General features: G+C 60.5%; 24 protein-coding genes. 6 read left to right on the forward strand and 18 right to left on the reverse strand.

Annotated elements, in window-relative coordinates:
* Positions 1-209: 209 nt before the first annotated feature.
* Positions 210-422 carry a YgaP family membrane protein gene (locus EOL43_RS12330; RefSeq protein WP_133489030.1) on the forward strand — a complete coding sequence of 71 codons (213 nt, stop codon included), beginning with the start codon at positions 210-212 and terminating at the stop codon, positions 420-422.
* A 94-nt stretch (positions 423-516) separates the two neighbouring features.
* Here the strand turns inward: EOL43_RS12330 and EOL43_RS12335 are convergent, their stop codons facing one another.
* The 12 genes from EOL43_RS12335 to paaI all read right to left on the reverse strand — a co-directional run bounded on the left by EOL43_RS12335 (position 517) and on the right by paaI (position 11,194).
* Entirely contained in the window at positions 517-924 is a 408-nt protein-coding gene (locus tag EOL43_RS12335; RefSeq protein WP_133489032.1) for a hypothetical protein, read from the reverse strand.
* A gap of 105 nt (positions 925-1,029) precedes the next feature.
* Positions 1,030-2,214 (reverse strand): amino acid aminotransferase, encoded by a 1,185-nt coding sequence (locus EOL43_RS12340; protein ID WP_133489034.1) that lies wholly within the window; start codon positions 2,212-2,214, stop codon positions 1,030-1,032.
* A 3-nt stretch (positions 2,215-2,217) separates the two neighbouring features.
* The gene (gene sseA / locus EOL43_RS12345; protein ID WP_133489036.1) at positions 2,218-3,072 is read right to left on the reverse strand and encodes a 3-mercaptopyruvate sulfurtransferase; all 855 of its coding nucleotides are present in this window, start codon (positions 3,070-3,072) and stop codon (positions 2,218-2,220) included.
* A 301-nt stretch (positions 3,073-3,373) separates the two neighbouring features.
* Positions 3,374-3,826, reverse strand: a complete 453-nt coding sequence (locus EOL43_RS12350) for a YaiI/YqxD family protein (RefSeq protein ID WP_205669552.1) — start codon at positions 3,824-3,826, stop codon at positions 3,374-3,376.
* A 4-nt stretch (positions 3,827-3,830) separates the two neighbouring features.
* A complete protein-coding gene (fghA, locus tag EOL43_RS12355; protein ID WP_133489038.1) occupies positions 3,831-4,661 on the reverse strand; it encodes an S-formylglutathione hydrolase in 831 nt (276 codons plus the stop codon).
* Positions 4,662-4,748: 87 nt separating this feature from the next.
* Positions 4,749-5,675: an AEC family transporter gene (locus tag EOL43_RS12360; RefSeq protein WP_133489040.1), complete on the reverse strand. Its 927-nt coding sequence runs from the start codon at positions 5,673-5,675 to the stop codon at positions 4,749-4,751.
* Positions 5,676-5,816: 141 nt separating this feature from the next.
* Complete coding sequence (gene mbfA / locus EOL43_RS12365) at positions 5,817-6,794, reverse strand: iron exporter MbfA (protein ID WP_133489042.1); 978 nt, start codon at positions 6,792-6,794, stop codon at positions 5,817-5,819.
* Between the two features lie 128 nt (positions 6,795-6,922).
* Positions 6,923-8,035, reverse strand: coding sequence for an S-(hydroxymethyl)glutathione dehydrogenase/class III alcohol dehydrogenase (locus EOL43_RS12370; protein WP_133489044.1), 1,113 nt, complete (start codon positions 8,033-8,035; stop codon positions 6,923-6,925).
* Positions 8,036-8,255: 220 nt separating this feature from the next.
* Complete coding sequence (locus tag EOL43_RS12375; RefSeq protein WP_166636246.1) at positions 8,256-8,702, reverse strand: c-type cytochrome; 447 nt, start codon at positions 8,700-8,702, stop codon at positions 8,256-8,258.
* 134 nt (positions 8,703-8,836) lie between these two features.
* Positions 8,837-9,415, reverse strand: a complete 579-nt coding sequence (locus EOL43_RS12380; RefSeq protein ID WP_133489048.1) for a TetR/AcrR family transcriptional regulator — start codon at positions 9,413-9,415, stop codon at positions 8,837-8,839.
* Positions 9,416-9,418: 3 nt separating this feature from the next.
* Complete coding sequence (paaK, locus tag EOL43_RS12385) at positions 9,419-10,726, reverse strand: phenylacetate--CoA ligase PaaK (RefSeq protein ID WP_133489051.1); 1,308 nt, start codon at positions 10,724-10,726, stop codon at positions 9,419-9,421.
* 33 nt (positions 10,727-10,759) lie between these two features.
* Positions 10,760-11,194, reverse strand: coding sequence for a hydroxyphenylacetyl-CoA thioesterase PaaI (paaI, locus tag EOL43_RS12390; RefSeq protein ID WP_133489053.1), 435 nt, complete (start codon positions 11,192-11,194; stop codon positions 10,760-10,762).
* Positions 11,195-11,528: 334 nt separating this feature from the next.
* On the opposite strand from paaI, the gene EOL43_RS12395 reads away from it, so the two are divergent.
* Positions 11,529-11,876: a DUF2794 domain-containing protein gene (locus tag EOL43_RS12395; RefSeq protein WP_133489055.1), complete on the forward strand. Its 348-nt coding sequence runs from the start codon at positions 11,529-11,531 to the stop codon at positions 11,874-11,876.
* 2 nt (positions 11,877-11,878) lie between these two features.
* Here EOL43_RS12395 and EOL43_RS12400 read toward each other — a convergent pair whose 3' ends face one another.
* The 3 genes from EOL43_RS12400 to EOL43_RS12410 all read right to left on the reverse strand — a co-directional run bounded on the left by EOL43_RS12400 (position 11,879) and on the right by EOL43_RS12410 (position 14,557).
* Positions 11,879-12,727 carry a C40 family peptidase gene (locus tag EOL43_RS12400; RefSeq protein WP_133489057.1) on the reverse strand — a complete coding sequence of 283 codons (849 nt, stop codon included), beginning with the start codon at positions 12,725-12,727 and terminating at the stop codon, positions 11,879-11,881.
* Complete coding sequence (locus tag EOL43_RS12405; RefSeq protein ID WP_133489059.1) at positions 12,727-14,094, reverse strand: leucyl aminopeptidase family protein; 1,368 nt, start codon at positions 14,092-14,094, stop codon at positions 12,727-12,729. Before EOL43_RS12405 ends, EOL43_RS12400 begins: the two co-directional genes overlap by 1 nt.
* Before the next feature lie 82 nt (positions 14,095-14,176).
* Positions 14,177-14,557, reverse strand: coding sequence for a hypothetical protein (locus EOL43_RS12410; RefSeq protein WP_133489061.1), 381 nt, complete (start codon positions 14,555-14,557; stop codon positions 14,177-14,179).
* Between the two features lie 213 nt (positions 14,558-14,770).
* Between EOL43_RS12410 and EOL43_RS12415 the strand changes: the two genes are divergently transcribed.
* Both EOL43_RS12415 and EOL43_RS12420 read left to right on the forward strand, forming a co-directional pair.
* The gene (locus tag EOL43_RS12415; protein WP_133489063.1) at positions 14,771-15,307 is read left to right on the forward strand and encodes a flavodoxin domain-containing protein; all 537 of its coding nucleotides are present in this window, start codon (positions 14,771-14,773) and stop codon (positions 15,305-15,307) included.
* A gap of 335 nt (positions 15,308-15,642) precedes the next feature.
* Entirely contained in the window at positions 15,643-16,095 is a 453-nt protein-coding gene (locus tag EOL43_RS12420) for a hypothetical protein (RefSeq protein ID WP_133489065.1), read from the forward strand.
* A 98-nt stretch (positions 16,096-16,193) separates the two neighbouring features.
* Here EOL43_RS12420 and EOL43_RS12425 read toward each other — a convergent pair whose 3' ends face one another.
* The gene (locus EOL43_RS12425; protein ID WP_133489067.1) at positions 16,194-17,216 is read right to left on the reverse strand and encodes an aspartate-semialdehyde dehydrogenase; all 1,023 of its coding nucleotides are present in this window, start codon (positions 17,214-17,216) and stop codon (positions 16,194-16,196) included.
* Between the two features lie 355 nt (positions 17,217-17,571).
* Here EOL43_RS12425 and EOL43_RS12430 point away from each other — a divergent pair, with 355 nt between their 5' ends.
* Positions 17,572-18,888, forward strand: a complete 1,317-nt coding sequence (locus EOL43_RS12430) for a DEAD/DEAH box helicase (RefSeq protein ID WP_133489069.1) — start codon at positions 17,572-17,574, stop codon at positions 18,886-18,888.
* On the opposite strand, the gene EOL43_RS12435 is transcribed toward EOL43_RS12430, so the two are convergent.
* Positions 18,885-20,072: an MFS transporter gene (locus tag EOL43_RS12435; protein ID WP_133489071.1), complete on the reverse strand. Its 1,188-nt coding sequence runs from the start codon at positions 20,070-20,072 to the stop codon at positions 18,885-18,887. The genes EOL43_RS12430 and EOL43_RS12435 overlap by 4 nt on opposite strands.
* Before the next feature lie 77 nt (positions 20,073-20,149).
* A complete protein-coding gene (gene hemE / locus EOL43_RS12440; protein WP_133489073.1) occupies positions 20,150-21,184 on the reverse strand; it encodes a uroporphyrinogen decarboxylase in 1,035 nt (344 codons plus the stop codon).
* Between the two features lie 115 nt (positions 21,185-21,299).
* Here hemE and hemC point away from each other — a divergent pair, with 115 nt between their 5' ends.
* The gene (gene hemC / locus EOL43_RS12445) at positions 21,300-22,256 is read left to right on the forward strand and encodes a hydroxymethylbilane synthase (RefSeq protein ID WP_133489075.1); all 957 of its coding nucleotides are present in this window, start codon (positions 21,300-21,302) and stop codon (positions 22,254-22,256) included.
* Positions 22,257-22,297: the final 41 nt, after the last annotated feature.

A 22,297-nucleotide genomic window follows, 5' to 3' on the forward strand; every position in this document is an offset into this window, starting at 1 on the left:
CGCGCCGAGGCAACCCGGCGCGGTTTTGTAAGGCCGGCACTAGACCAAGGCCAACAGGGTGGAAAAGGGAGCTGGAAGGCTCCCTTTTCTTTTTGCGTTATCCCCATGCCGTTCCACTTCCCACGCTGCGACAATGGCAGGCCTTCACATTCAGAAAATTGTATGTGATAGAGAGTACTCCTCGGTCACAAAGATACTGGATAGCGGAAATGAATGCACAACGCGCAACAATGTCCATCGCAGGACTGTTCGTTCTGATCAGCCTTGGACTGGCCCACGCCAATGGGCAGATCGATATCACCTCGGTGAGCTGGCTTTGGTTCACAGCTTTCGTTGGCCTGAACCTGTTCCAAGCCGGACTGACGGGCTTTTGCCCCCTGACAAAGATTCTCGTGAAGCTTGGGCTGAGACCTGCCACGTAATACGCGGGCACGGGTTTTCGGTCGTCATAGTGGCAGGGCGATGCCTGCTGGGTATTAGAATTTGAGGGGGCCTAAGTGGCCCCTTTTAGTTTCTTCAATCTTCGAAGTCTTGGGGGGTGATGAAGTAGGCCACTCCGCTGGCAATACAAGCCCAAAGCAAATGGGCGCCGAGAGGATGCAGACCGATTTCGGTATCTAAGTGGGTGTTCGTCCAGTGTCCAACAGCCGGAGGAAGAAACAAGAAGCCAAACACGTTACCCGCGCCGGATAAGCGTTTAGCTGTATCGGGCGACGCACTAAGCATCCTGGCTGAGATCAAGCGGGCAAGAAATCCACCTGAAGCGATGCCTAGCCAGATACTTACGACAAATAGAGCAAACCCTATTCCGCGCCACATTTCCCCGTAATACATGATTGCAAGTGGTGCGATAATGAATGGGGCAGTTCCGACCCACGGTAGCCATCTCGACTTCTCGAGATTCTCAAAAAATTTAACAATCATGCCGGGAATATATCACGCAGAATTAGCGCGAGCAAAGAAGGCAACGAAGTTGTCGGCGATGACTTTCTCCGTTGCCTTTCAGTATTTTGTTGCGAAAGCTAAGACTTACACCCCAACCTTCGCAATCGCTTCTGCCAAGATCGGCACGGTCTCTTCGTTCAGGCCCGCGATGTTCATGCGGCTGTCTCCGACCATGTAGATGCCGTGATCGACGCGCAGGGCCTCGACCTGTTCGGGCGTGGCGCCGAGGCGCGAGAACATGCCGCGGTGATCGGCGATGAAGCCAAAGCGGTCCGAACCCGTGCGGGCGCGCAGCTCGCCAGCCAGTTGCTCGCGCAGGGCCAGCATGCCGGTGCGAACCTCTTCCAGTTCGGCCATCCAGTCCGCCTTCAGACCTTCATCCTCTAGGATCATGGTCACCAGACGGGCACCGTGATCGGGCGGGAAGCTGAAGTTCTGGCGGTTCAGGTGGGTCAGGTTCTGCTGGGTGATCCCAGCATGCTCGGCGTTTTCCGAGATGCAGGTCAAAAGCCCGGTTCGCTCGCGGTAGATGCCGAAGTTTTTCGAGCAGCTGGCCGCAATCATCGCTTCTGGCACGGCCTGCGCGATCAGGCGCACGCCAGCGGCGTCTTCTTCCAGACCGTCGCCAAAGCCCTGATAGGCGATGTCGATCAGGGGCGTTGCGCCCTTTTCAACGATCAGGTCCGCGACCTCTTTCCACTGGGGCAGGGTCAGGTTCGCGCCGGTCGGGTTGTGGCAGCAGCCGTGCAACAGCACCGCGTCGCCCGCCTTGATGCCCTTCAGGTCTTCCATCATCCCGTCGAAATCAACCGCGCGGCTTTCGTTGTCGAAATAGCGGTACTCGGCCATGTTCATGCCAAGGTGCTTGATGATCGAGGGGTGGTTCGGCCAAGTCGGCGCCGACAGCCAGATCGTGGCGTCGGGCGAGGCCATCTTGATCAACTCGACCGCCTGGTGGATCGCGCCAGTGCCGCCGGGTTGGGCAGCCATCGACAGACGCTCGGACGGGACCGCATCGCCCAGAACCAGCTTGGTCAGAGCGTTGCCATAGGCCGGATCGCCCGCCAGACCGGTATAGGATTTGGTGCTTTCAACGTCCCACAGAACCTTCTCGGCGGCTTTGACAGCGCGCATGACGGGGGTGACACCCTGCGCGTTCTTGTACACGCCAACGCCAAGGTCAATTTTGCCTTCGCGCGGGTCTTCGCGGTACTGCTGCATCAGCGCCATGATCTTGTCTTTGGGCTGGGCTTTCAGGTTGGTGAACATCGTCTACTCTCCGGTTTCGACTTTCAGGTCGGAATACATGCCCCATTCGGACCAGCTGCCATCATAGACCGCGTGGCGGTCATGGCCCTGACGTTCCAGCGCAAGCGCAAGGATCGCGGCCGTCACGCCCGAGCCGCAGCTAAGGATGGCGGGTTTGTCCAGATTGACATTTGCGGCCTCAAAAATGGCGCGGGTGTCTTCGGGGGATTTCATCGTGCCGTCCGCGTTCAGAAGCGTGGCAAAGGGTACGTTTTTCGAGTTCGGGATGTGTCCGGCGCGCAGACCCTCGCGCGGTTCTGGCACCTCGCCGCGGAAGCGTTCGGCGCCGCGGGCGTCAATGATCTCGTAATCACCAAGTTTCGAGGCAGCCGCCACCTGCGTGACGTCCTTAACCATATGCGCCTGACGCGTAACCGTCATGTGGCGGTCACGGATGACGGGGGGCATATCTTCGGTCGGGTGGCCCTCGGCCTGCCATTTCGGCAGACCACCATCCAGAACGGCAATGTCCTTGTGCCCCATCAGGCGGAACATCCACCAGACGCGGGCGGCGGAAAACAGGCCCATGCCGTCATAGACGACAATCTGGTGCCCATCGCCCACACCCATCGCACGCACGCGGGACATGAATTTCTCGACAGGAGGCATCATGTGCGGCAGGTCCGAGCGCAGGTCGGCGATCTCGTCAATGTCGAAGAAACGCGCGCCGGGGATGTGGGCCGCGTCATATTCGGCCTTTGCGTCCCGGTTCATATCCGGCAAGTACCAGCTGGCATCGAGGATGCGCAGGTCGGGATCTTTCAAATGTTTCGCCAGCCAGTCGGTCGAGACCAGCGTTTTCGGGTCGCTATGCGGCATGGCTTGCCCTCCGGTCAGTGTTCATTCCTGCCTAGTCCCGGACGCTCCGATAGGCAAGCAATTGCGTTGAATTGCCCAAGAAAAAAGGGGAAAGCGGCTGCCTTCCCCCGGTGTTTGAAAATGGCTTGGGTTCAATAGTCGCCAGCATGTTGGGCATAACGCCTACCACAGCACGCAACATGCTGCCGTCAACCCGGCCCGCAAGCATGCAGAAGGGCTGTCCGTAATAGGACCAGCGAAGCACGGTGACGCAAGGGCAATTAAGGGGAAAACTTGGCAAAAACCGACGCTTACGTTTTGGTCAACCCGCCGAGGCGCAGCGGCGCAAGGCGGTGTCCAACGCCTGCCGGAACCGCGCGCGGTCGGCTTTCGAGAACGCCTTGCCGCCACCTTGTCGGAACGGATCGGCCGCACGCAGGTCGGCCATCAGGTCGCGCATGGCAAGCTGTTCGCGCACATTGGCTTGGGTGAAGCGTTCGCCGTTATGGCGCAGCACCTCGGCCCCGGCTTCGACGCATTTGGCGGCGAGCGGGATGTCCCCGGTCACCACCACATCGCCCGGCGCCGCGCGGTCGGCGATCCACATGTCGGCCACGTCTGGGCCATCGGGGACATAGATCATTTCGACCAGAGGGTTCGGCGACGGCCGCAGCCCGCCATTCGACACCAGAAACATTTGGGTCTTATAGCGGGTCGCGACGGCCTCGGCCTCGGCCTTCACCGGGCAGGCATCTGCGTCGATATAAAGCGCCATCAGGTTACGCCCACAGCGCCTCGGCATGGAAACTCACGTGGTCTTCCATGAAGGTCGAGACGAAGAAATAGCTGTGGTCATAGCCCGGCTGCATGCGGAACACGGCCTCTTGCCGGCGGGCGGCGATGGCACTGGCCAGAGTCTCGGGTTTCAGAAGGTCGATGAATTGGTCCTTGGTGCCAGTGTCGATCAGCATCGGGCCATCGAAGCCCACGTTCTTCATCAGAAGGCTGGCATCATGCGCGACCCATTTGGTGGCGTCGTCGCCCAGATAAGCGCCCAGCTGCTTCGTGCCCCAGTCCGATGCGGTCGGATTGCAGATCGGCGAGAAGGCCGAGACCGAGCGGAAGCGCTCGGGCAAAGTCATGGCAATGGTCAGCGCGCCGTGGCCGCCCATCGAATGGCCAGTGATGCCCTGACGTTCGGCGTCCAGTGCGAAATTGTTAAAGACCAGATCGGGCAGGTCCTCGGTGATATAGTCCCACATCTGGAAATGCGGCGCCCACGGATCCTGCGTGGCGTTCACATAGAACCCGGCGCCTTGGCCCAGATCATAGGCGTCGTCATCGGCCACACCGTCGCCACGCGGGCTGGTGTCGGGGAAGATCAGCGCGATGCCTTGTTCGGCGGCCCACGCCTGCGCGCCCGCCTTGGTCATGGCGTTTTCATGGGTGCAGGTCAGACCCGACAGGTACCACAGGACTGGCACGGGGCCGTCCTGTGCTTCGGCCGGTTGGAACAAGCCAAAGGTCATGTCCGTACCTGTCGCCGCTGAGGCGTGTTTATAGACCCCTTGGGTGCCGCCGAAACAGGCGTTTTCCGAAATCGTTTCCATGGCGCGTTCCTTTGCGAAAGATAGTGTTCCGACCTAACTAGAGCCGGGGTGCAATGGCAATGGGGAATGCGTCGGCTGCCCGTGTAGTTACGACGTCACCCACGCAATGATGGCTGACACGGTCAGCACAGAAATGAGCGTCGATAGCAAAATGGCCGAGGATACCCGTTGCGGGGCCACGCCGTAGTGCTGCGCAAGGATATAGACGTTGCCCGCCACCGGCAGGCCCGCTGCGGCCACCATGACGCCTGCCATGAAGGGCTCGACATCGAACACCATGAAGGCAAGAACGCCAACGGCCAGCGGATGCAGGATCAGCTTGGCGAAGCTCAGCCAGCCCGCGACGGACAAGCGTTCTGCGGATTTCGAGGCCAGAGATGCCCCAATGGCAAACAGCGCGCCGGGGGTCGAGGCCCCGGCCAGAAGGTCAAGGAACCGCTGCACGGGGTCTGCCAAATCCCACCCTGTTGCGGACCACGCGAACCCAAGCGCCATCGAGACAATCATCGGATTCGACACCAGCCCTTTGCCGACCGTCCCCAGCACAGCGGGGCTGACCCGCCCGTCGCGCGTGCCGGTGATGATGATGACGATCAGGCTGCTGAACAGAAACAGATCGACCGCCAGCACCAGCATGACGGCGGGGATCGCGGCCTCGCCCAGCAGAAGTGCCAGCATGGGCACGCCCAGAAAACCGGTGTTGCCGATCACCGCGCATTGCGCTTCCACGGCGGCCTCTTGCGCGCCGCGTTTGCGGACCAGTGCCACCACGGTCGCAAGGATATAGACCCCCAAGCCCCCCAGCGCGTAGGCCCAGATGAAGGGCCAGTTGATGACCTCGGCCAGCGACAGGTTGGCCGAGAAGCGAAACAGCATGGCTGACAGGGCGAAGTAGAACACGAAGCGGGTCAGATAGGCGGTCGCCTCGGGCGGGAAAAAGCCGCGTGCGGCGGTGCCAAAGCCCAGCCCGATCAGGGCAAAAAATGGAAGGGTCTGCAGAAGAACGTCGATCATGGCGCAGGCCTAGCACGGTGCTGCGCGCTTGGCGAGAGACACCGCCAAAAGGCGGGGTGGCTCACGTTGTGAGCCTGTAGGGGCGTTGCCCCTCTGTGCTGCGCACATTCACCCCAGGATATTTTGAGCAAGAAACTGCGGTCAGCCGCCGCCGATCAGTGCCCCCGCGGCGAAGACCAGCGCACCGCCGACAACAACTTGCAGCGTGGCGCGCATGAACGGGGTTTGCATAAAGCGGTTCTGGATCCAGACAATTGCCCACAGCTCGACGAATACGACGAGGATTGCGATGGTTGTAGCGGTCCAGAAATCGGTGATCAGATAGGGCAGGGCGTGGCCCAAGCCCCCAAGCGTGGTCATGATGCCCGAGGCAAAGCCGCGCTTCACAGGGCTACCGCGCCCCGACAGTTCACCATCGTCCGAAGCTGCTTCCGTGAAGCCCATCGAGATGCCCGCACCGACGCTGGCAGCAAGCCCCACAAGGAAGGTGGTGTGCGTGTCTTGCGTGGCAAAAGCCGTGGCAAAGATCGGTGCAAGGGTCGAGACCGAGCCGTCCATCAGCCCGGCCAGACCCGGCTGAACCCATGTCAAAATGAACTGACGATGCGCAGCCTCGTCTTCGCTTTCGCGGGCGCTGTCATCCAGATGCTTGGCTTCTAGATCGACGGCTGCGTGGGCGTGGTCGGCCTCGGCGGCGGCCAGATCGCCGAGCAGCTTGCGGGTGTTCGCGTCCGAGGTGCGGTCGGCGGCCTTGCGATAGAACTGTTCGGCTTGGCGCTCCATCTCGCGGGCTTCGCCGCGGATGGTTTCCAGACCCAGATTTTCGACCAGCCAGACGGGGCGGCGGGCATAGAAGCCGGCTACGTGTTCGCGCCGGATCAGCGGGATGACGTCGCCAAAACGGGCCTTGTGGGCCTCGATCAACAGGCGTCGATGCTCGTCCTCTTCCTCGGCCATGCCGTCGAACACTTTTGCCGAGGAGGGGAACTCTTCGCGCAACGTTTCGGCATACTGCCGATAGATCCGCGCATCGTCTTCTTCGTTCGAGATCGCCAGCGCCAGAATTTCCTGTTCGGACAGGTCCGAGAAGCGGCGGCGGTGCAGGTTGGCGGACAGCATGGAAAGCTCCTGAATTAGAATGGTTCTAATGTATGGGTTTAGAAGCGGAAGGCAAGACTACATTCTGTCGCGCCAGAATGAAAAAAGGGGGCCGAGGCCCCCTAAGTTGCTCAGGAATAGAAAGTGGATCAGAACTCCACCACCGCACGGATGCTTTCGCCCTTGTGCATCAGATCGAACCCTTCGTTGATCTGATCCAGCGTCAGCTTGTGGGTAATCATCGGGTCGATCTCGATCTTGCCGTCCATGTACCAGTCGACGATTTTCGGAACGTCCGTACGGCCCGACGCGCCGCCGAAGGCGGTACCGCGCCAGACGCGGCCGGTGACCAGCTGGAACGGGCGGGTCGAAATCTCGGCACCTGCGGGGGCCACGCCGATGATGATCGATTCACCCCAGCCTTTATGGGCGCATTCCAGTGCGTCGCGCATTACCTTCACGTTGCCGGTTGCGTCGAACGAATAATCCGCACCGCCGCCGGTCAGCTCGACCAGATGGGCGACAAGATCGCCCTCAACCTTCGAGGGGTTCACGAAATCGGTCATGCCGAAGTGGCGGCCCATTTCCTCTTTGCTGTCGTTCAGGTCTACTCCGACAATCTGATCCGCGCCGGCCATGCGCAGGCCCTGGATCACGTTCAGGCCAATGCCGCCCAGACCAAACACAACGGCGGTCGAGCCGATCTCGACCTTGGCGGTGTTGATCACCGCGCCGATGCCGGTGGTGACGCCGCAGCCGATGTAGCAGATCTTGTCAAACGGCGCGTCCTTGCGGACTTTTGCCAGTGCGATTTCAGGTACAACCGTGTGGTTGGCGAAGGTCGAGCAGCCCATGTAGTGGTGGATCGGCGTGCCATCCAGCATCGAGAAACGGGTCGAGCCATCGGGCAGCAAGCCAGCGCCTTGGGTCGAGCGGATCGACTGGCAGAGGTTGGTTTTCGGGTTCAGGCAGTATTCACACTCGCGGCATTCCGGGGTGTAGAGCGGGATGACGTGGTCGCCGACCTCAAGCGAGGTCACGCCTTCGCCCACCTCGATCACCACGCCTGCACCTTCGTGGCCCAGAATGGCCGGGAAGATGCCCTCGGGGTCATCGCCAGAGCGGGTGAACTCGTCGGTGTGGCACAGGCCGGTGGCCTTGATTTCGACCAGAACTTCGCCGGCACGCGGGCCTTCAAGGTTCACTTCCATAATCTCAAGCGGTTTGCCTGCTTCTACGGCGACGGCGGCACGGGTGCGCATGTTCATACTCCTCTGTTGGTTGTCGCAAGAGTGGGCGAAAAACCGATGACGTTTCAAGCAACCAGCGACACGCATTTGTACAAGCGCGACATTGAAAAGGAAATCCTTTGCTGTGCGGGGATGGTCGCGTTTGACGAAGCCGCGCTAAGGTGTTTTCTAATCCCCGAAACGAAAAGGGGCGGCGCATCCCTGCACCGCCCCCGTTCTGTTCGCTTCGCGCTTACTTCTTGCGGTAATCATCGTGGCAGGCTTTGCAGGTGCCGCCGATCTGACCCAAAGCCGCGCCAATCGCGCCTTGTTCGGTGATCTCGGCCACGCCTTTGGCGGCCATCACCATGTCGTCGGCTTTCTTAGCGAAGTCGTCCCAGTTTTCCCAGATTGCGGGCAGGGCTTCGGTGGCGGGGTCGGTTTCGTTGGCTTCAAAAACAGCCGGAACCATCATGCCCTGCTCGGCGATGGTCGCAACGGCTGCATTGGCTTTTTCAGCTTCAAACGCCATCTCGCCTTTGGCCATGCCCGCCAGCGTCTTCATTGAGCCGCCAATGGCCTTCATCACCTCCATCCGCTTGATCACGGCGGGGTTTGTGGCGTCTGTGTGTGCGGCAAGGCCGCTTGCCATAGTGATGCTGGCAAGGGTTGCGAGGGCGAGAATGCGTGCAGATTTCATACCTAGTCCTTTCAGGCGATGGTGACTCGTTTTCCCAATTGTATGCATATGCATCTATTTTCGAAATCACAGGATCGTGATCTGCTTAGATGTGGGGGAAGTTCGCCGAAAGGGCGTATCGGACAGGGCCGAAATTACAGGGCGTGAATGCCGCCCAGAACCAGATCCGTTACCAGATCGGCATAGTCTTCGCGGTTCAGCCCTTTGCCGGGGCGGTTCCACATATAGTACCAGTTCAAAATGCCGAAGACCGACATGGTCACGGCGCGCAGGTTGGTGCCGTTTTCAAACCGCTCGGGTGCTTCGGCTTTCAACGCGGCGCCCATCATGTCGATCAGGCGGCGCTGCAGATCTACCAGTGGCGCCTGCTGATCGGGTTCCAGAACCGTAAGGCTATCCAGCTGCAGTTTATGTTCCGCATCTGCGCCCTTGTAGGCGACAAGGATTGCGCGGACCAAACCGCGCAGCCCGTCGGTTTCCGGGGCGGCTTCGACCTCGGCCACCAGACCCGAAAGGTGGTGATCCAGAATGTCGTAAAGCAGGGCCTCTTTGCTGTCGTAATAGTGATAGATCAGCGCCTTTGAGACCCCGCAATGCTTGGCGGCTGCGGTCATCGACGCGCGGTCAAACCCGTGTTCAGCGAAATAGGCCGCTGCCCCCTTGCGGATGGCAGCGCGTTTTTCTTCGTGATCACGGGCGATCCCACGTGGCATGGATTACTCCTTCGGGCGGTTATCAACGACCCTTACAGCCTTACCCTCGCTTCGTGCAACCTTGCCGCCATCGGCAACATGCACTTTGGCGCTGACGCCCACGTTGGATTTGATCTTGCCAGACAGGGCACGGGCGGCGGCTTCGGCACCTTCCTGCGACTGACCTTCGGCCATCTCCACGTGTACGTGCATCTCGTCCATACGGCCCGGGCGGACCAGTTCGATCTGGAAGTGCGGCGACAGGGCGGGCACGTCCATCAGCTGTTCTTCGATCTGGGTCGGGAAAACGTTCACGCCGCGCAGGATGATCATGTCGTCCGAGCGGCCGGTGATCTTCTCCATCCGGCGCATCGAGCGTGCGGTGCCCGGAAGCAGACGCGTCAGGTCGCGGGTGCGGTAGCGGATGATCGGGAAGCCCTCTTTGGTCAGCGAGGTGAACACCAGCTCGCCCAGCTCACCATCCTCGCAGACCTCGCCGGTCTCGGGGTTGATGATCTCGGGATAGAAATGGTCTTCCCAGATGTGCAGACCGTCTTTGGTTTCCACACATTCGTTCGCCACGCCCGGTCCGATCACTTCCGACAGGCCGTAGATGTCGACGGCGTGCATGTCGAACGCATCTTCGATCTCGCGGCGCATGTTGTTGGTCCACGGCTCGGCGCCAAAAATGCCGACCTTCAGCGGGCTTTTGCGCGGGTCCAGACCTTGCTTGGCGTATTCGTCCAGAATGGACAACGCGTAAGAGGGCGTCACGGTGATGCCGTCGGCGCGGAAATCTTCGATCAGACGCACCTGGCGCTGGGTCATCCCGCCCGAGACCGGAACAACGGTCAGGCCAGCGGCTTCCGCACCGCCATGTACGCCCAGACCGCCGGTGAACAGGCCATAGCCATAGGCGTTGTGCAGCACGTCGCCCGGACGCAGACCCGAGGCGCGCATGCAGCGGGCCACAACACCGGCCCACATCTTCAGGTCATTCGCGGTATAGCCCACTACGGTCGGCTGACCCGTAGTGCCCGAGCTGGCGTGGATGCGCGAAATCTGCTCGCGCGGGACAGCGAACAGGCCGAACGGATAGTTGTCGCGCAGGTCCTGTTTGACGGTGAACGGGAACTTGGCCAGATCCGCTAGCGTCTTCAGGTCATCAGGATGCACGCCCGCGTCGTCAAAGCTTTTGCGATAGAACGGCACGTTCTCATAGGCGTGTTTCAACGACCATTTCATACGTTCCAGCTGGGTGGCGGCGATTTCATCGCGCGATGCGATTTCGATCGGGTCAAGGTCTTCCTTGCGAGGTGTCAGGTCTTTCATGTCTCTCCTCCGACGGGGCAGCGCCCCGTGCTGTCATCCGTCTTGTTCGTCAAAATGTGTGCCGCTGACCTGCCGTGAATGGCCGCGGAAAATTACCACGTTGCGCCCGTCTTCGCCGGTGACGGTCACGTCATAGATCCCCGAGCGTCCTGCGCGGCTGACTTCGGTCGCGGTGGCGGTCAGGCGCTCGCCCAGCTTGCCCGGGCTCAGATAGGTGACCTGACAATGCTGCCCGACCACGCGGTTGTTGTAGCTGTTGCAGGCAAAGGCAAAGGCGCTGTCGGCCAGCGTGAAGGAAAATCCGCCGTGGCAGATGCCATGCCCGTTTACCATATCCTTCCGGATCTCCATCGACATGACGGCACGGCCGGGCGCTATGGCGTCGATCCGCATGCCCAATTCCTGGCTAGCCGGATCGTCGGCCCACATCGCGTCGGCGCTTTTCTCTGCGATTTCCTGCGGCGTCATGTGGCCTCCCCCCAAGATCACTCGGTTCCAAAATGCACAAAACCGACCGCGCGGTCAATAATGTGTTTTGATTTTCCGACAGGAAGGCACGCAGCGTCACCGATTGGATCTGCTGCGGAGAGGGGTGAATTTTTGTGGAATGTGCTCGATTCCGGCGCCGCTCACTGGATGGGGGCTCTACATGCGGCGCCGGAAGAGCTCTCGCTCGCTACCTGTTAACAATTTCCTACTAAGGGGGCGTTAACGCGGTCTCTGAAAGGTAACTTACCGGTCATTTCTGGGCAAAACTGGGGCAGGTATTGATTTGTTTACCATGTCGGTCCACTCTGAATTTATGAACTGGCAGACAACGACGCCCTTCCAAGGTACGGGCAAACCGGCCGAGCAGGTCGCCTTTAATCGCATGGAACTTGGCGCCATCATGGGGCTGTATGGCCGCATGGTTGCCGCAGGTGAATGGCGCGATTACGGGATGAGCTTTCTCAGTGATGTTGCGATCTTTTCGATCTTCCGACGCACCGCAGAGCACCCCATTTACCGAATCGAGAAGCGCCCCAAGCTGCGTAACAAGCAGGGGCAGTATTCCGTGATCGGCATGGATGGGCGCATCTTGAAGCGCGGGAGCGATCTGCGCACCGTGTTGCGGGTGCTGGAGCGCAAGCTGATCCGCGCGGTCGAATAAGCCTAGAGCCGCTTGCGCGCGGTGACAGGGCCATCGCCCTGAGCGTCAATGCGCGCGATGGCGTCTGCTGTATTCTCATACACCACCGACATGTGATGCGCGTTGGCGTGAATGATCCGGTCGGCATCCACCACCATCGCCACATGACCTTTCCAGAACAAAATGTCCCCCCGCTGCAGCGGTGCATCTTTCGGGATGTCTTGACCCAATGCTGCCTCTTGCAGGTCGCTGTCGCCGGGGCAGGGGATGCCGCAAGCCAGAAGGGCGGCCTGCACAAGGCCTGAGCAGTCGATGCCGAAGCCCGAGTTGCCTGCCCAGACATAAGGCGTGTCCAAAAACTGCTCGGCAATCGCGACCGGGTCCGAGGCAACCTCGTCGATCGGTCGCAGATGCGCCGCCGGGATAAACCCGTGTTTTGGGGCGGACATCGGGGTCTTGGGAAGTTTCACCTCGGCCCATTTGCCTTGCTGCGAGACCACCTGCACCGTGCTGTTCAGGTGGAATGCGCGGCTGTAGGGCGATTTGAAATCCGGCTCGCGATACATATGCGTCGTGCGCCGGATCACGCGGTGGGTCAGCGATTGCGGATCGCCCAGATTCCAGGCTTCAAGGTAGCCGACATAGCCGTCTTTCAGAGACTGCCCGAACACCATGTGATCGTCGCCGTCCAGAATGTTGACCTGATCGCCGGACAAGACTTGCCGGTCTCGGTTGCCGCTGGGCGCATCCAGCAGGAAACTGTCTCCGACGACCTGTTTCACCGTGCCTTCTGTGTAACGCGGGGCATCAACCTTCCCGCGCAGGCTTTCATGCGCAACGTGCTCGTTGGCGGGGGTTAGGCGGCGATCCATCACAACTCCAGCATCTCAGGCAGTGCGTCCAGCAGCGCCCGCGCGCCCATACCGACGCCGCCTTTCGGGCGGCCCGGTGCGGCGGTGGGGTTCCAGCCGTAGATGTCGAAATGCATATAGCGCGGCGTGTCGGTGACGAAGCGTTTCAGGAACAGGGCGGCGGTGATCGAGCCAGCGAATCCGCCCTTCGGCGCGTTGTCTAGGTCAGCGATGCCGGGTTCGATCATCGCCTCGTAGGGTTCCCAAAACGGCATCTCCCACACCGGATCGGCGCTGGATTGCGCACCTTTGCGCAGGGCGTCTGCGTCACCGGTTTCAGTGGCATAGAAGGGCGACAGGTCCGGGCCGACTGCCACGCGCGCGGCCCCGGTCAGCGTCGCCATCGAGACAATCAGATCCGGTTTGTCCTCGTCCGCCAGCGCCAGCGCGTCGGCCAGCACAAGGCGGCCTTCGGCGTCGGTGTTGTTGATCTCAACTGTTAGTCCTTTGCGCGAGGTTAGAATGTCACCGGGACGGAACGCATTCCCTGCGACGGCGTTTTCCACCGCCGGGATCAGCACCCGCAAGCGCAGTTTCAGACCCAGCGTCATGATCATCTGTGCCAACCCCAGCACCGTCGCCGCACCGCCCATATCTTTCTTCATCAAGCCCATCGAGCCGCCAGGTTTCAGGTTCAGCCCGCCCGTGTCAAAGCACACACCCTTGCCCACCAAAGTCAGCGCGGGGCCCTCGTCGCCCCAGCGCATGTCGATCAGACGCGGCGCGCGGGTGGCGGCGCGGCCAACGGCGTGGACCATCGGGAAATTCTGGTCGAGCAGCGACTTGCCCAAGATGGTCGAGATCGTTGCCCCATGGGCCTCGGCCAGTTTGCGGGCGGCGAGCTCCAGTTCGTCCGGGCCCATATCCTCGGCCGGGGTGTTGATCAGATCGCGCGTGGTTAGCTCGCCCGCAGCGATCGCCTCCAGCTGTGCGGCGTCCACGCCGTCAGGGGCGACAAGCTGCGCTTTCGGGAAGGATTGTTTGGCGTAGCGGTCAAAGCGATAGCCCTCGAGCAGCCAGCCAAGGGCAAACTCTTGCGTGATCTGCTTAGGCTGCGTGCTGGCCAGTTGATACACGCCGTCGGGCAGCTTTCCGCGTGCCGCAACCGCGCCGAAACGCTTGCGTTTGCGCGCCTGCGCGGTGCCCAGCCCGACCAGAGCCATCTCGACCACGCCCGACGCCGACGGCACGACCAAGCTCTGCCCCAGCGCGCCGGTAAACCCGTTGACTTCGGCCCAGCTCTGGGCCGATTGCGGCAGCGCTTCGCCCTTTTCGATCAGGTAAAGCGGAATGGCAGCGTCCGTTTGGGGGGCGAAAGTCAGGGTCATCGGGGCCTTTGTCCTTATCTGTGCCGGTTCTGACTGGCAGAGTAGCGCGCCCCGGCGCAAGGGCAATCCCCGAATGATCTTCTTAAAGCGACATGTCCTGATGATCCCACACAGCGATCAGACTGCGTTCTCCCACGCGGTTCAGGCGGGCCAGTGTTGCGGGCAGGGCTGCTGGATCCTGTGCCACACATTGTTCCTCCACATCACGCGCCACGCGGGCCAATGTGGTCATGCCCAGCCGCTGCGCAATGCGCTTCAGATCCTTGGCCCCTTGTCGCAGATCCCCGTATCGACGGGTCTTCTGCGCATGTTGCAGACGTCCCAGCCAAAGCGCCAAATCCTCAAGCGATTGGTTCAGGTTACGATCCGCCTGCACCGGTCCAAAGCGCACATACAGCGCGCGCAGCTGATCCCGATCCAGTTGGATGTCTTCGAAATGGGTTAATGTCGCAATGTCACTCATACCAGCACCCCGGTTGTCTCTTTCCCTCAGGGGCAGAATGACCGCAGGGCCTCAAGAAATCGTATATGGATGCGTTGAAATTACCTCGAATTGCGCGGGATTTCGGGCCGGTCCACGCCCGCCCCGCAATTGACGCGAGTCAATGAGCCTTGCTGAAAACCATGCCACACTAACTTTGGTCTACATGGCCCGTCGTCGCCAAAGGAGGTTCCTATGAAAATTCTTGTTTCCTATGCCACAAGCGAAGGCCACACGCGCAAGGTCGCCCGGTGGGTTGCTGATGGCATCTATGATCAGGGCCACTCGGTCGAGCTGCTTCGGCTGGCGGATGCGAAGGACATCGATCTTGACCGGTACGATGGTGTGGTCATGGCGGGATCAGTGCATGTTGGGCACTACCAGCCAGAGGTGGCCGAGTTCGCCAGCGCACACGCGTCAAAGCTTGGGAACATGCCGACCTTGTTTCTGTCCGTATCGCTAGCCGCAGCCGGGCATGACGCTGAAGACTGGCGTGGGCTGGAACGTATTCTCAGCGAGTTCACCGATGCCACCACTTGGACGCCCGACCGCGTGGTCCAAGTGGCCGGAGCCTATATGCCGTCGGAATATGGCGTCCTCAGCCGCTTTGTCATGCGCCGGATCATTGCGGAGAAAGATCCCGAGGCCGATCTGGACACGGATCACGACTATACCGATTGGAGCGCACTGCGCCGCGAGGTGGACAGCTGGCTGGCAGAGGCCGAGGCGTAGTCACACCTCACTCTGGGGACAGCGGCCCGTTGCCGCTGCCCATTTCTTTGAGGCCGTCACCCGTGGCGTTTAAGGTGTCCACGAGAGGGTCTTACCCTCGGGCCAACGCAGAGTGGTTTCGATGATGATTTCAGACTGGCCGTTCGCGGGGTTGCTTGGATTCCAGACCGAAACACCCTTGCGATCTTCGTAGTCAAACTGATCTCGGGGTCAATAACTTTCGCGCGGACAGAACGGCCACTATTCTTTCGCGATATTCCAGACTTTTGTGGTAGGTCAAAGCGATTTCTTGCGTGAAGAGTTATCCGCTTTGAAAACCGAAGGAGGGGGAGTTTATGTCTTTGTTCATTAGAAATTGTTTCGCATCGATGCTCGTATTTGTCGTATCGATCTCGGCAGCAAGCGCTGGCGGCGAATTTCTCGAAGGTTGCCTGGCATTAAAAGGCAACGAGCAACTTTTCAGAAAGACGACTGTGAAGTGGGAGGCCGAGCAGCGAGGAGAAACCATAATCGCATACGCAACGATAAACGTTGAGGGCAAGGCAACTGTCTGTGGCATGCACATGAACAAAGGGATAGTACCTCATGCCGAATTGAAGCGCATGCTCTCCAGAAGCGAGATAAAATCTGGCAAACAAACGCTGCTACGTAATCTCTCATACTTTACAAACGCCTGTAACAACGTTGGCTGCAAGCTTTGTGCACCATGCTACATGACAACTTTGGACTGGAAGTCAGCCTACGCTCGACCAAAATTTTTCCCAGGCGTGGATGTTCCCGCCCAATGACGAGTGATCAAATGCCCGCTTCGGGTTCAGATCAGACACCACCCCACAAAAAAGCCCCGCCAAATGGCAGGGCTTTCTCTTAATCTATCGAGGGTCGATCAGCCCTTCTTTAGAACCTCACGGCCCAGCAACTCGGCGATCTGGACGGCGTTCAGGGCGGCGCCCTTGCGCAGGTTGTCCGAGACGCACCACATGTTCAGGCCGTTCTCGACCGTCACGTCTTGACGGATGCGGCTGATGAAGGTGGCGAAGTCGCCGACGCATTCAACCGGGGTGACATAGCCGCCGTTCTCGCGCTTATCCACGACCAGAATGCCTGGGGCAGTGCGTAGGATATCGCGGGCTTCGTCTTCGTCCAGGAACTCTTCGGTTTCGATGTTGATCGATTCCGAGTGGCCCACGAAGACCGGCACACGCACACAGGTCGCGGTGACTTTGATCGACGGGTCGACGATTTTCTTCGTCTCGGCGATCATCTTCCATTCTTCTTTCGTGTCGCCCGAGTCCATGAAGACGTCGATATGCGGGATCACGTTGAAGGCGATCTGTTTGGGGTAAACCTTCGGCTCGACTTCCTGACCGGGGACATACATGCCTTTGGTCTGGTTCCACAGCTCATCAATCGCATCTTTGCCCGAGCCCGACACCGACTGGTAGGTCGACACGACAACGCGCTTGATTTTGGCGCGGTCATGCAGGGGTTTCAGCGCCACCACCATCTGCGCGGTCGAGCAGTTGGGGTTTGCGATGATGTTCTTGTTTTTATAGCCGTGGATTGCATCCGGGTTTACCTCGGGCACGATCAGCGGAATGTCGGGGTCGTAGCGGTACAGCGACGAGTTATCGATCACCACACACCCAGCCGCAGCCGCTTTCGGTGCGTATTCCTTGGTTGCTTCCGAACCCACGGCGAACAGAGCCATGTCCCAGCCGGTGAAGTCGAAGGTGTCCAGATCCTGGGTGGTCAGGGTCTTGTCACCAAAGCTGACTTCAGTACCGAGCGAACGGCGCGATGCAAGCGCGGCGATCTCGTCTACAGGAAACTGGCGTTCTGCCAGGATGTTCAGCATTTCGCGGCCCACGTTGCCCGTGGCGCCTACGACGGCGACTTTATAGCCCATTACGGCCTCCTATAATGAATCTGTCTTTGAACCACCCAAAGACGGAGGGTTCCTTAGAGCAATTCTGCCTTGCAGAAAAGGCTTTTCGCGGTGTGCCGCCATCATTTGTCGTTGACTTGTGTGCTTTTCGCTGTGATACGCGCATCAACTGTCCGGTCGACGCGTGAGCGACCCGCCCCAGATGTGAGGCAGACAGCCCTTCCTACAAGTTCCCAAATCACGCGGGGTTCTAGCGGTCAGATCGGCGCTTGGGCATTCGGCCTTTGTGCGAGCATCCACCGCAAACCTAAGCGACGGGCACAAAGCCCCACCCGCGTGACAGCGGTGCACCCGTGCGTGCGCCAGAAAGACGATGATGACAAAATTTGCAGAGCTCGGGTTGGACCCGAAGCTGGTAGCCGCCGTGTCTGAGGCTGGTTACGAAACCCCGACCCCTATTCAAATTCAGGCTATCCCGCTGGTGCTTGAAGGCCGTGATGTAATGGGCCTGGCCCAAACCGGCACCGGCAAGACCGCCGCGTTTGGTTTGCCGCTGATTCATCAGCTTCTAAGCAATCATGACAAACGTCAGCCGAAATCGGTGAAAGCATTGGTGCTGGCCCCCACGCGCGAGCTGGTGAACCAGATCGCCGACAACCTGCGCCTTTACGTGCAGGGCACGCATCTGAAAGTGCGCACCGTTGTGGGGGGCGTATCGATCAACAAGCAGATCAGCATGCTGGCGAACGGGATCGACATTCTGGTCGCCACGCCGGGCCGCTTGATCGACCTGATGGACCGGGGCTCGATCCGTTTGGATACGGCGACGTTCCTTGTGCTGGACGAAGCCGACCAGATGCTCGACATGGGTTTCATCCATGCGCTGCGCAAAATCGCGCCCGAGCTGGGCGAGCCGCGTCAGACCATGCTGTTCTCGGCCACCATGCCGAAACTGATGGCCGAGCTGTCGAAAGCCTATCTGACCAATCCGGCGCGCGTGCAGGTGTCGCCTCCGGGCAAGGCGGCGGACAAGGTCACGCAGGGGCTGTATTACTGCCCGGACCGCGGCGCAAAGATCACCCGACTGGTCGATCTGCTTCGCCATGATGAACAGGCGCTGTCTCTGGTCTTCTCTCGCACCAAGCACGGGGCCGAGAAGCTGATGAAGCATCTGGTGCACGAGGGCTTTGCGGCGGTCTCGATCCACGGGAACAAAAGCCAAGGCCAGCGTGATCGCGCCCTAGCCGCCTTCCGCGCGGGCGAGGCGCGTATTCTGGTCGCCACCGATGTGGCCGCACGCGGGATCGACATTCCCGGCGTCAGCCATGTCTACAACTTTGACCTGCCCGAGGTCGCGGATAACTATGTTCACCGCATCGGCCGCACCGCGCGTGCGGGTGCTGATGGGGATGCGATTTCCTTCGTGTCCGGTGTCGAGCTGGGCCTGCTGCGCGACATCGAGAAAGTCATGAAGATCGAGATCCCGGTGCTGGGCGGCAAACGCCCCGCCGAGGAAAAACGCCCGCAGCGCGGCCAAGGTGGCGGCGGTGGCGGAGGCGGCCGCCGTGGTGGCGGAGGCGCTGGCGCCGGCGGTGGTCGCAAGCCGCGCGGCGCGCAGGGTCAGAAGCCTTCAGGCAACCCCGGTGGTGCGCCTAAGCAGCGTCGCCGTCGCAGATCGCGCAAGTCGGCTTAATCCGTGCGATCCTGACTGAACAGATACAGCAGGCAGCCGATCAGACCCGGCACCGCGAAGAACAGAAACACGGCCTGATAGGGGGCAACCACTGCCACGTCAGGCCCCTGTGCCGAGCGATACACACTGGCCGAGGCGTATTGGAATACACCCACGCCGCCGATCCCGAACATATTCATCAGCGTCACGCCCCGCCCGACAAGGTGGGGCGGATAGAAGCTGCGGCCATGCGCCATCAGCAAAGGGAAGCTGGCAGCAAACAGCCCGATTGCGGCCATAGTCAGGGATACTTGCAACACGCCCGCCTCGGGGAAGGCCCACAACAGGAATACCATACCAACCGCGATCATATTGCCGGTGAAGATCACCCATTTGCGGGTGCCAAAGATGCGGTCCATCGGGCCATAAGTGAAGCTGCCCACCACCATGGCCAGTGCAATCGCCATTGTGACCCAGCCGATACCTTTCGTGTCCAACCCGTAGACATCACGCAAGAACGGCCCCGCCCAGCTGCCGCGCAGCCCGGCTGCCGCTGCATAGTTGACAAACATCAGCGGGAACAACGCCCATAGCGCGGGCATTTTTAGCAGGTCCAACACGGACCCCTTGGCCTGTCCCTCCTCGACTGTAACTTTCGGCGGGTTATCGACCGTCACCATGATCAGCGCCGCGACCACCAGTGTGACCGCCGCCAAGGCCCACAGGCAGGTGCGCCAGCCGAACTGCTCGACTGCCAGCGCCAAGGGCAAGGCGCCCGCAATATTGCCCAGCGATCCAAATCCGATCACCATTCCGGCCAACGTGCCGAAAACGGCGGGGGAATACAGGCGTGCGAAGATGAAATAGCTGGCCATCAACACCGGAGAGCAGCCGATCCCGATCAGCACCATCGCATAGAGGATGTGATCCGGGCTGGAGGCCATTGCGAACAGCGCGGCCCCTCCGGCCCCGCCAAGCGCCAGCAATCCGGCGGCCACTTTGCGCGGGCCGATGTTGTCCAACGCCCAGCCAACGGGGATCTGCATCAAGGCAAAGACAAGGAACCACGCGCCGGATGCTTGGGCCAGATCCTCGGGCGTGGCGCCCAGATCTGTCTTCAGCGCAGGCGTCATCACCGCCAAAAAGGCGCGATAAAACTGGCTTAACACGTAAGCCACGATCAATGTGATGATACCAACCCGCATGCGGACCTCCCAATCTCAACCCGCGCAGAAGACACGGGCCGGGGTGATTTGGCAAGCGGGCTGGTAGTTCTACCTGATCAGCCGTTGCGAACCGTGTCGATCATCAGCTGCACATTTTCAGGATCGGCATCCGGGGTGATCCCGTGGCCAAGGTTGAAGATATGCGGGCCGTTCTTGAACGCCTCGACGATGGCGCGGGTCTCGTCAACCAAGGCCTGACCGCCGGTGACCATGTGGCTGGATTTCAGGTTGCCCTGTACGCAGCCATCAACCTGCACATTGGCCGCTGCCCATTCCGGGCTGACCGAGTTATCCAGCGCCACGCAATCCACGCCGGTCGCCTTGGCGAACCCAACATAGCCCTCGCCCGCTTCGCGCGGGAAACCGATGACCGGAATGCCGGGGTGACGTTTCTTCAGCTCTTGGGTGATCACACGGGCAGGTTCCACCGCGTATTTCTGGAAGTCTTCGCCTTTCAGCGATCCGGCCCAGCTGTCAAACAGCTTCACGACCTCGGCGCCAGCCTCGATCTGCTTGGACAGGTATTCAATGGTGCCCTCGGTCAGACGATCCATCACCGCCTCGAACAGCGGACGGTTTTCAGCTTTCAGCGCGTGGGCCGGACCCTGATCTTTGGTGCCTTGACCCGCGATCATATAGGTCGCCACGGTCCACGGCATCCCGGCAAACCCAATCAGAGTGGTCTCCTCCGGCAGCTCGCGGCGCAGAATGCGGACGGTTTCGTAAATCGGGTTCAGCGTTTCGTGAATGTCATCCTTGCCCGACAGCTTATCGAAATCAGCCTGCTCGGTGATCGTGGACAGACGCGGACCTTCGCCGGTCACGAACCAAAGATCCGCACCCAGCGCCTGCGGCAGCAGCAGGATGTCGGCAAACAGGATCGCCGCGTCAAAGCCGTAACGGCGGATGGGCTGCAACGTGACCTCAGCGGCCAGTTCCGAGTTATAGCACAGCTTCAGGAAATCCCCGGCCTGCGCACGCGTGGCGCGATACTCGGGCAGATATCGCCCCGCCTGACGCATCATCCAGATCGGAGGGGTCGGAAGGGTCTCGCCTGCAAGTGCGCGCAGAATGGTCTTTTGCTGGGTCATAAGGTGGCCTTTCCTGTTCGGGTCCAAGCCTCGTCCCAAAGCAGCGGCAAGATGTCAAGCGCCGGGTGTGTCGCAGGCATGGACAGAGGGGGGCTTCGCGCGTAAACCAACCGCCATGACTTACACGCTTCCGACCCCCGACGCCCCCCTGAACATCGGCACCCGTGGCAGCCCCTTGGCGCTGGCACAGGCCTATGAAACGCGCCGCCGCCTGATGGCTGCGTTTGATCTGCCGGAAGCGGCGTTCGAGATCGTGGTGATCCACACCACCGGCGACAACCGCTCGATGATCGACACGGATCGCCCGCTGAAAGAGATCGGCAACAAAGGTCTGTTCACCAAGGAAATCGAAGAGGCGATGTTGGATGGACGCATCGACATCGCGGTGCATTCGATGAAGGACATGCCGGTCGAGCAGCCCGAGGGGTTGGTGCTGGACTGCTACCTGCCGCGCGAAGACACGCGCGATGCGTTCGTGTCGCTCAAGTACAAATCGATTGCAGAACTGCCCGAGGGCGCCGTCGTCGGCACCTCGTCCCTGCGCCGTAAATCGCAGCTTCTGAACCGCCGCCCCGACCTAAACGTGGTCGAGTTCCGTGGCAACGTGCAGACCCGCCTGAAAAAGCTGGGTGCGGGCGTGGCCGAGGCGACTTTCCTTGCGATGGCAGGCCTGAACCGCCTTGGCATGGACGACGTGCCCGCCGCGGCAATCGAGACGGCGGATATGCTGAACGCCGTCGCCCAAGGCGCCATCGGCATCGAACGCCGCGCCGACGATGCCCGTGCCAAAGATATGCTGGATGCGATCCACGATCTGGAAACCGGCCAGCGCTTGGCTGCCGAACGCGCCTTCCTTGGCGCGCTGGATGGATCCTGCGAAACCCCGATTGCCGGGCTTGCGATGCTGGACGGCGATACCTTGACCCTGAAGGGCGAGATCCTGCGGACGGATGGATCGGAAAGCGTGGCCGATCAGGTCTCGGGTCCGATTGCGGATGGGCCAGAGCTGGGACGAAAGCTCGCCGCAGAGCTTCTGTCCCGCGTCGGCGACGACTTCTTCGACTGGAAATAACAAAAGGCCCGGCATCGCGACCGGGCCTTTCTTCTTTCGGG

The organism is Aliiroseovarius marinus (assembly GCF_004360145.1).
In the GTDB taxonomy this organism is placed as follows: domain Bacteria; phylum Pseudomonadota; class Alphaproteobacteria; order Rhodobacterales; family Rhodobacteraceae; genus Aliiroseovarius; species Aliiroseovarius marinus.

Bases quoted from the DNA above. Each gene is read 5' to 3' on its own strand.
- EOL43_RS12330 (WP_133489030.1), top strand. From the start codon at position 210: ATGAATGCACAACGCGCAACAATGTCCATCGCAGGACTGTTCGTTCTG.
- EOL43_RS12335 (WP_133489032.1), bottom strand. From the start codon at position 924: ATGATTGTTAAATTTTTTGAGAATCTCGAGAAGTCGAGATGGCTACCG.
- EOL43_RS12340 (WP_133489034.1), bottom strand. From the start codon at position 2,214: ATGTTCACCAACCTGAAAGCCCAGCCCAAAGACAAGATCATGGCGCTG.
- sseA (WP_133489036.1), bottom strand. From the start codon at position 3,072: ATGCCGCATAGCGACCCGAAAACGCTGGTCTCGACCGACTGGCTGGCG.
- EOL43_RS12350 (WP_205669552.1), bottom strand. From the start codon at position 3,826: ATGGCGCTTTATATCGACGCAGATGCCTGCCCGGTGAAGGCCGAGGCC.
- fghA (WP_133489038.1), bottom strand. From the start codon at position 4,661: ATGGAAACGATTTCGGAAAACGCCTGTTTCGGCGGCACCCAAGGGGTC.
- EOL43_RS12360 (WP_133489040.1), bottom strand. From the start codon at position 5,675: ATGATCGACGTTCTTCTGCAGACCCTTCCATTTTTTGCCCTGATCGGG.
- mbfA (WP_133489042.1), bottom strand. From the start codon at position 6,794: ATGCTGTCCGCCAACCTGCACCGCCGCCGCTTCTCGGACCTGTCCGAA.
- EOL43_RS12370 (WP_133489044.1), bottom strand. From the start codon at position 8,035: ATGCGCACCCGTGCCGCCGTCGCCGTAGAAGCAGGCAAACCGCTTGAG.
- EOL43_RS12375 (WP_166636246.1), bottom strand. From the start codon at position 8,702: ATGAAATCTGCACGCATTCTCGCCCTCGCAACCCTTGCCAGCATCACT.
- EOL43_RS12380 (WP_133489048.1), bottom strand. From the start codon at position 9,415: ATGCCACGTGGGATCGCCCGTGATCACGAAGAAAAACGCGCTGCCATC.
- paaK (WP_133489051.1), bottom strand. From the start codon at position 10,726: ATGAAAGACCTGACACCTCGCAAGGAAGACCTTGACCCGATCGAAATC.
- paaI (WP_133489053.1), bottom strand. From the start codon at position 11,194: ATGACGCCGCAGGAAATCGCAGAGAAAAGCGCCGACGCGATGTGGGCC.
- EOL43_RS12395 (WP_133489055.1), top strand. From the start codon at position 11,529: ATGAACTGGCAGACAACGACGCCCTTCCAAGGTACGGGCAAACCGGCC.
- EOL43_RS12400 (WP_133489057.1), bottom strand. From the start codon at position 12,727: ATGGATCGCCGCCTAACCCCCGCCAACGAGCACGTTGCGCATGAAAGC.
- EOL43_RS12405 (WP_133489059.1), bottom strand. From the start codon at position 14,094: ATGACCCTGACTTTCGCCCCCCAAACGGACGCTGCCATTCCGCTTTAC.
- EOL43_RS12410 (WP_133489061.1), bottom strand. From the start codon at position 14,557: ATGAGTGACATTGCGACATTAACCCATTTCGAAGACATCCAACTGGAT.
- EOL43_RS12415 (WP_133489063.1), top strand. From the start codon at position 14,771: ATGAAAATTCTTGTTTCCTATGCCACAAGCGAAGGCCACACGCGCAAG.
- EOL43_RS12420 (WP_133489065.1), top strand. From the start codon at position 15,643: ATGTCTTTGTTCATTAGAAATTGTTTCGCATCGATGCTCGTATTTGTC.
- EOL43_RS12425 (WP_133489067.1), bottom strand. From the start codon at position 17,216: ATGGGCTATAAAGTCGCCGTCGTAGGCGCCACGGGCAACGTGGGCCGC.
- EOL43_RS12430 (WP_133489069.1), top strand. From the start codon at position 17,572: ATGACAAAATTTGCAGAGCTCGGGTTGGACCCGAAGCTGGTAGCCGCC.
- EOL43_RS12435 (WP_133489071.1), bottom strand. From the start codon at position 20,072: ATGCGGGTTGGTATCATCACATTGATCGTGGCTTACGTGTTAAGCCAG.
- hemE (WP_133489073.1), bottom strand. From the start codon at position 21,184: ATGACCCAGCAAAAGACCATTCTGCGCGCACTTGCAGGCGAGACCCTT.
- hemC (WP_133489075.1), top strand. From the start codon at position 21,300: ATGACTTACACGCTTCCGACCCCCGACGCCCCCCTGAACATCGGCACC.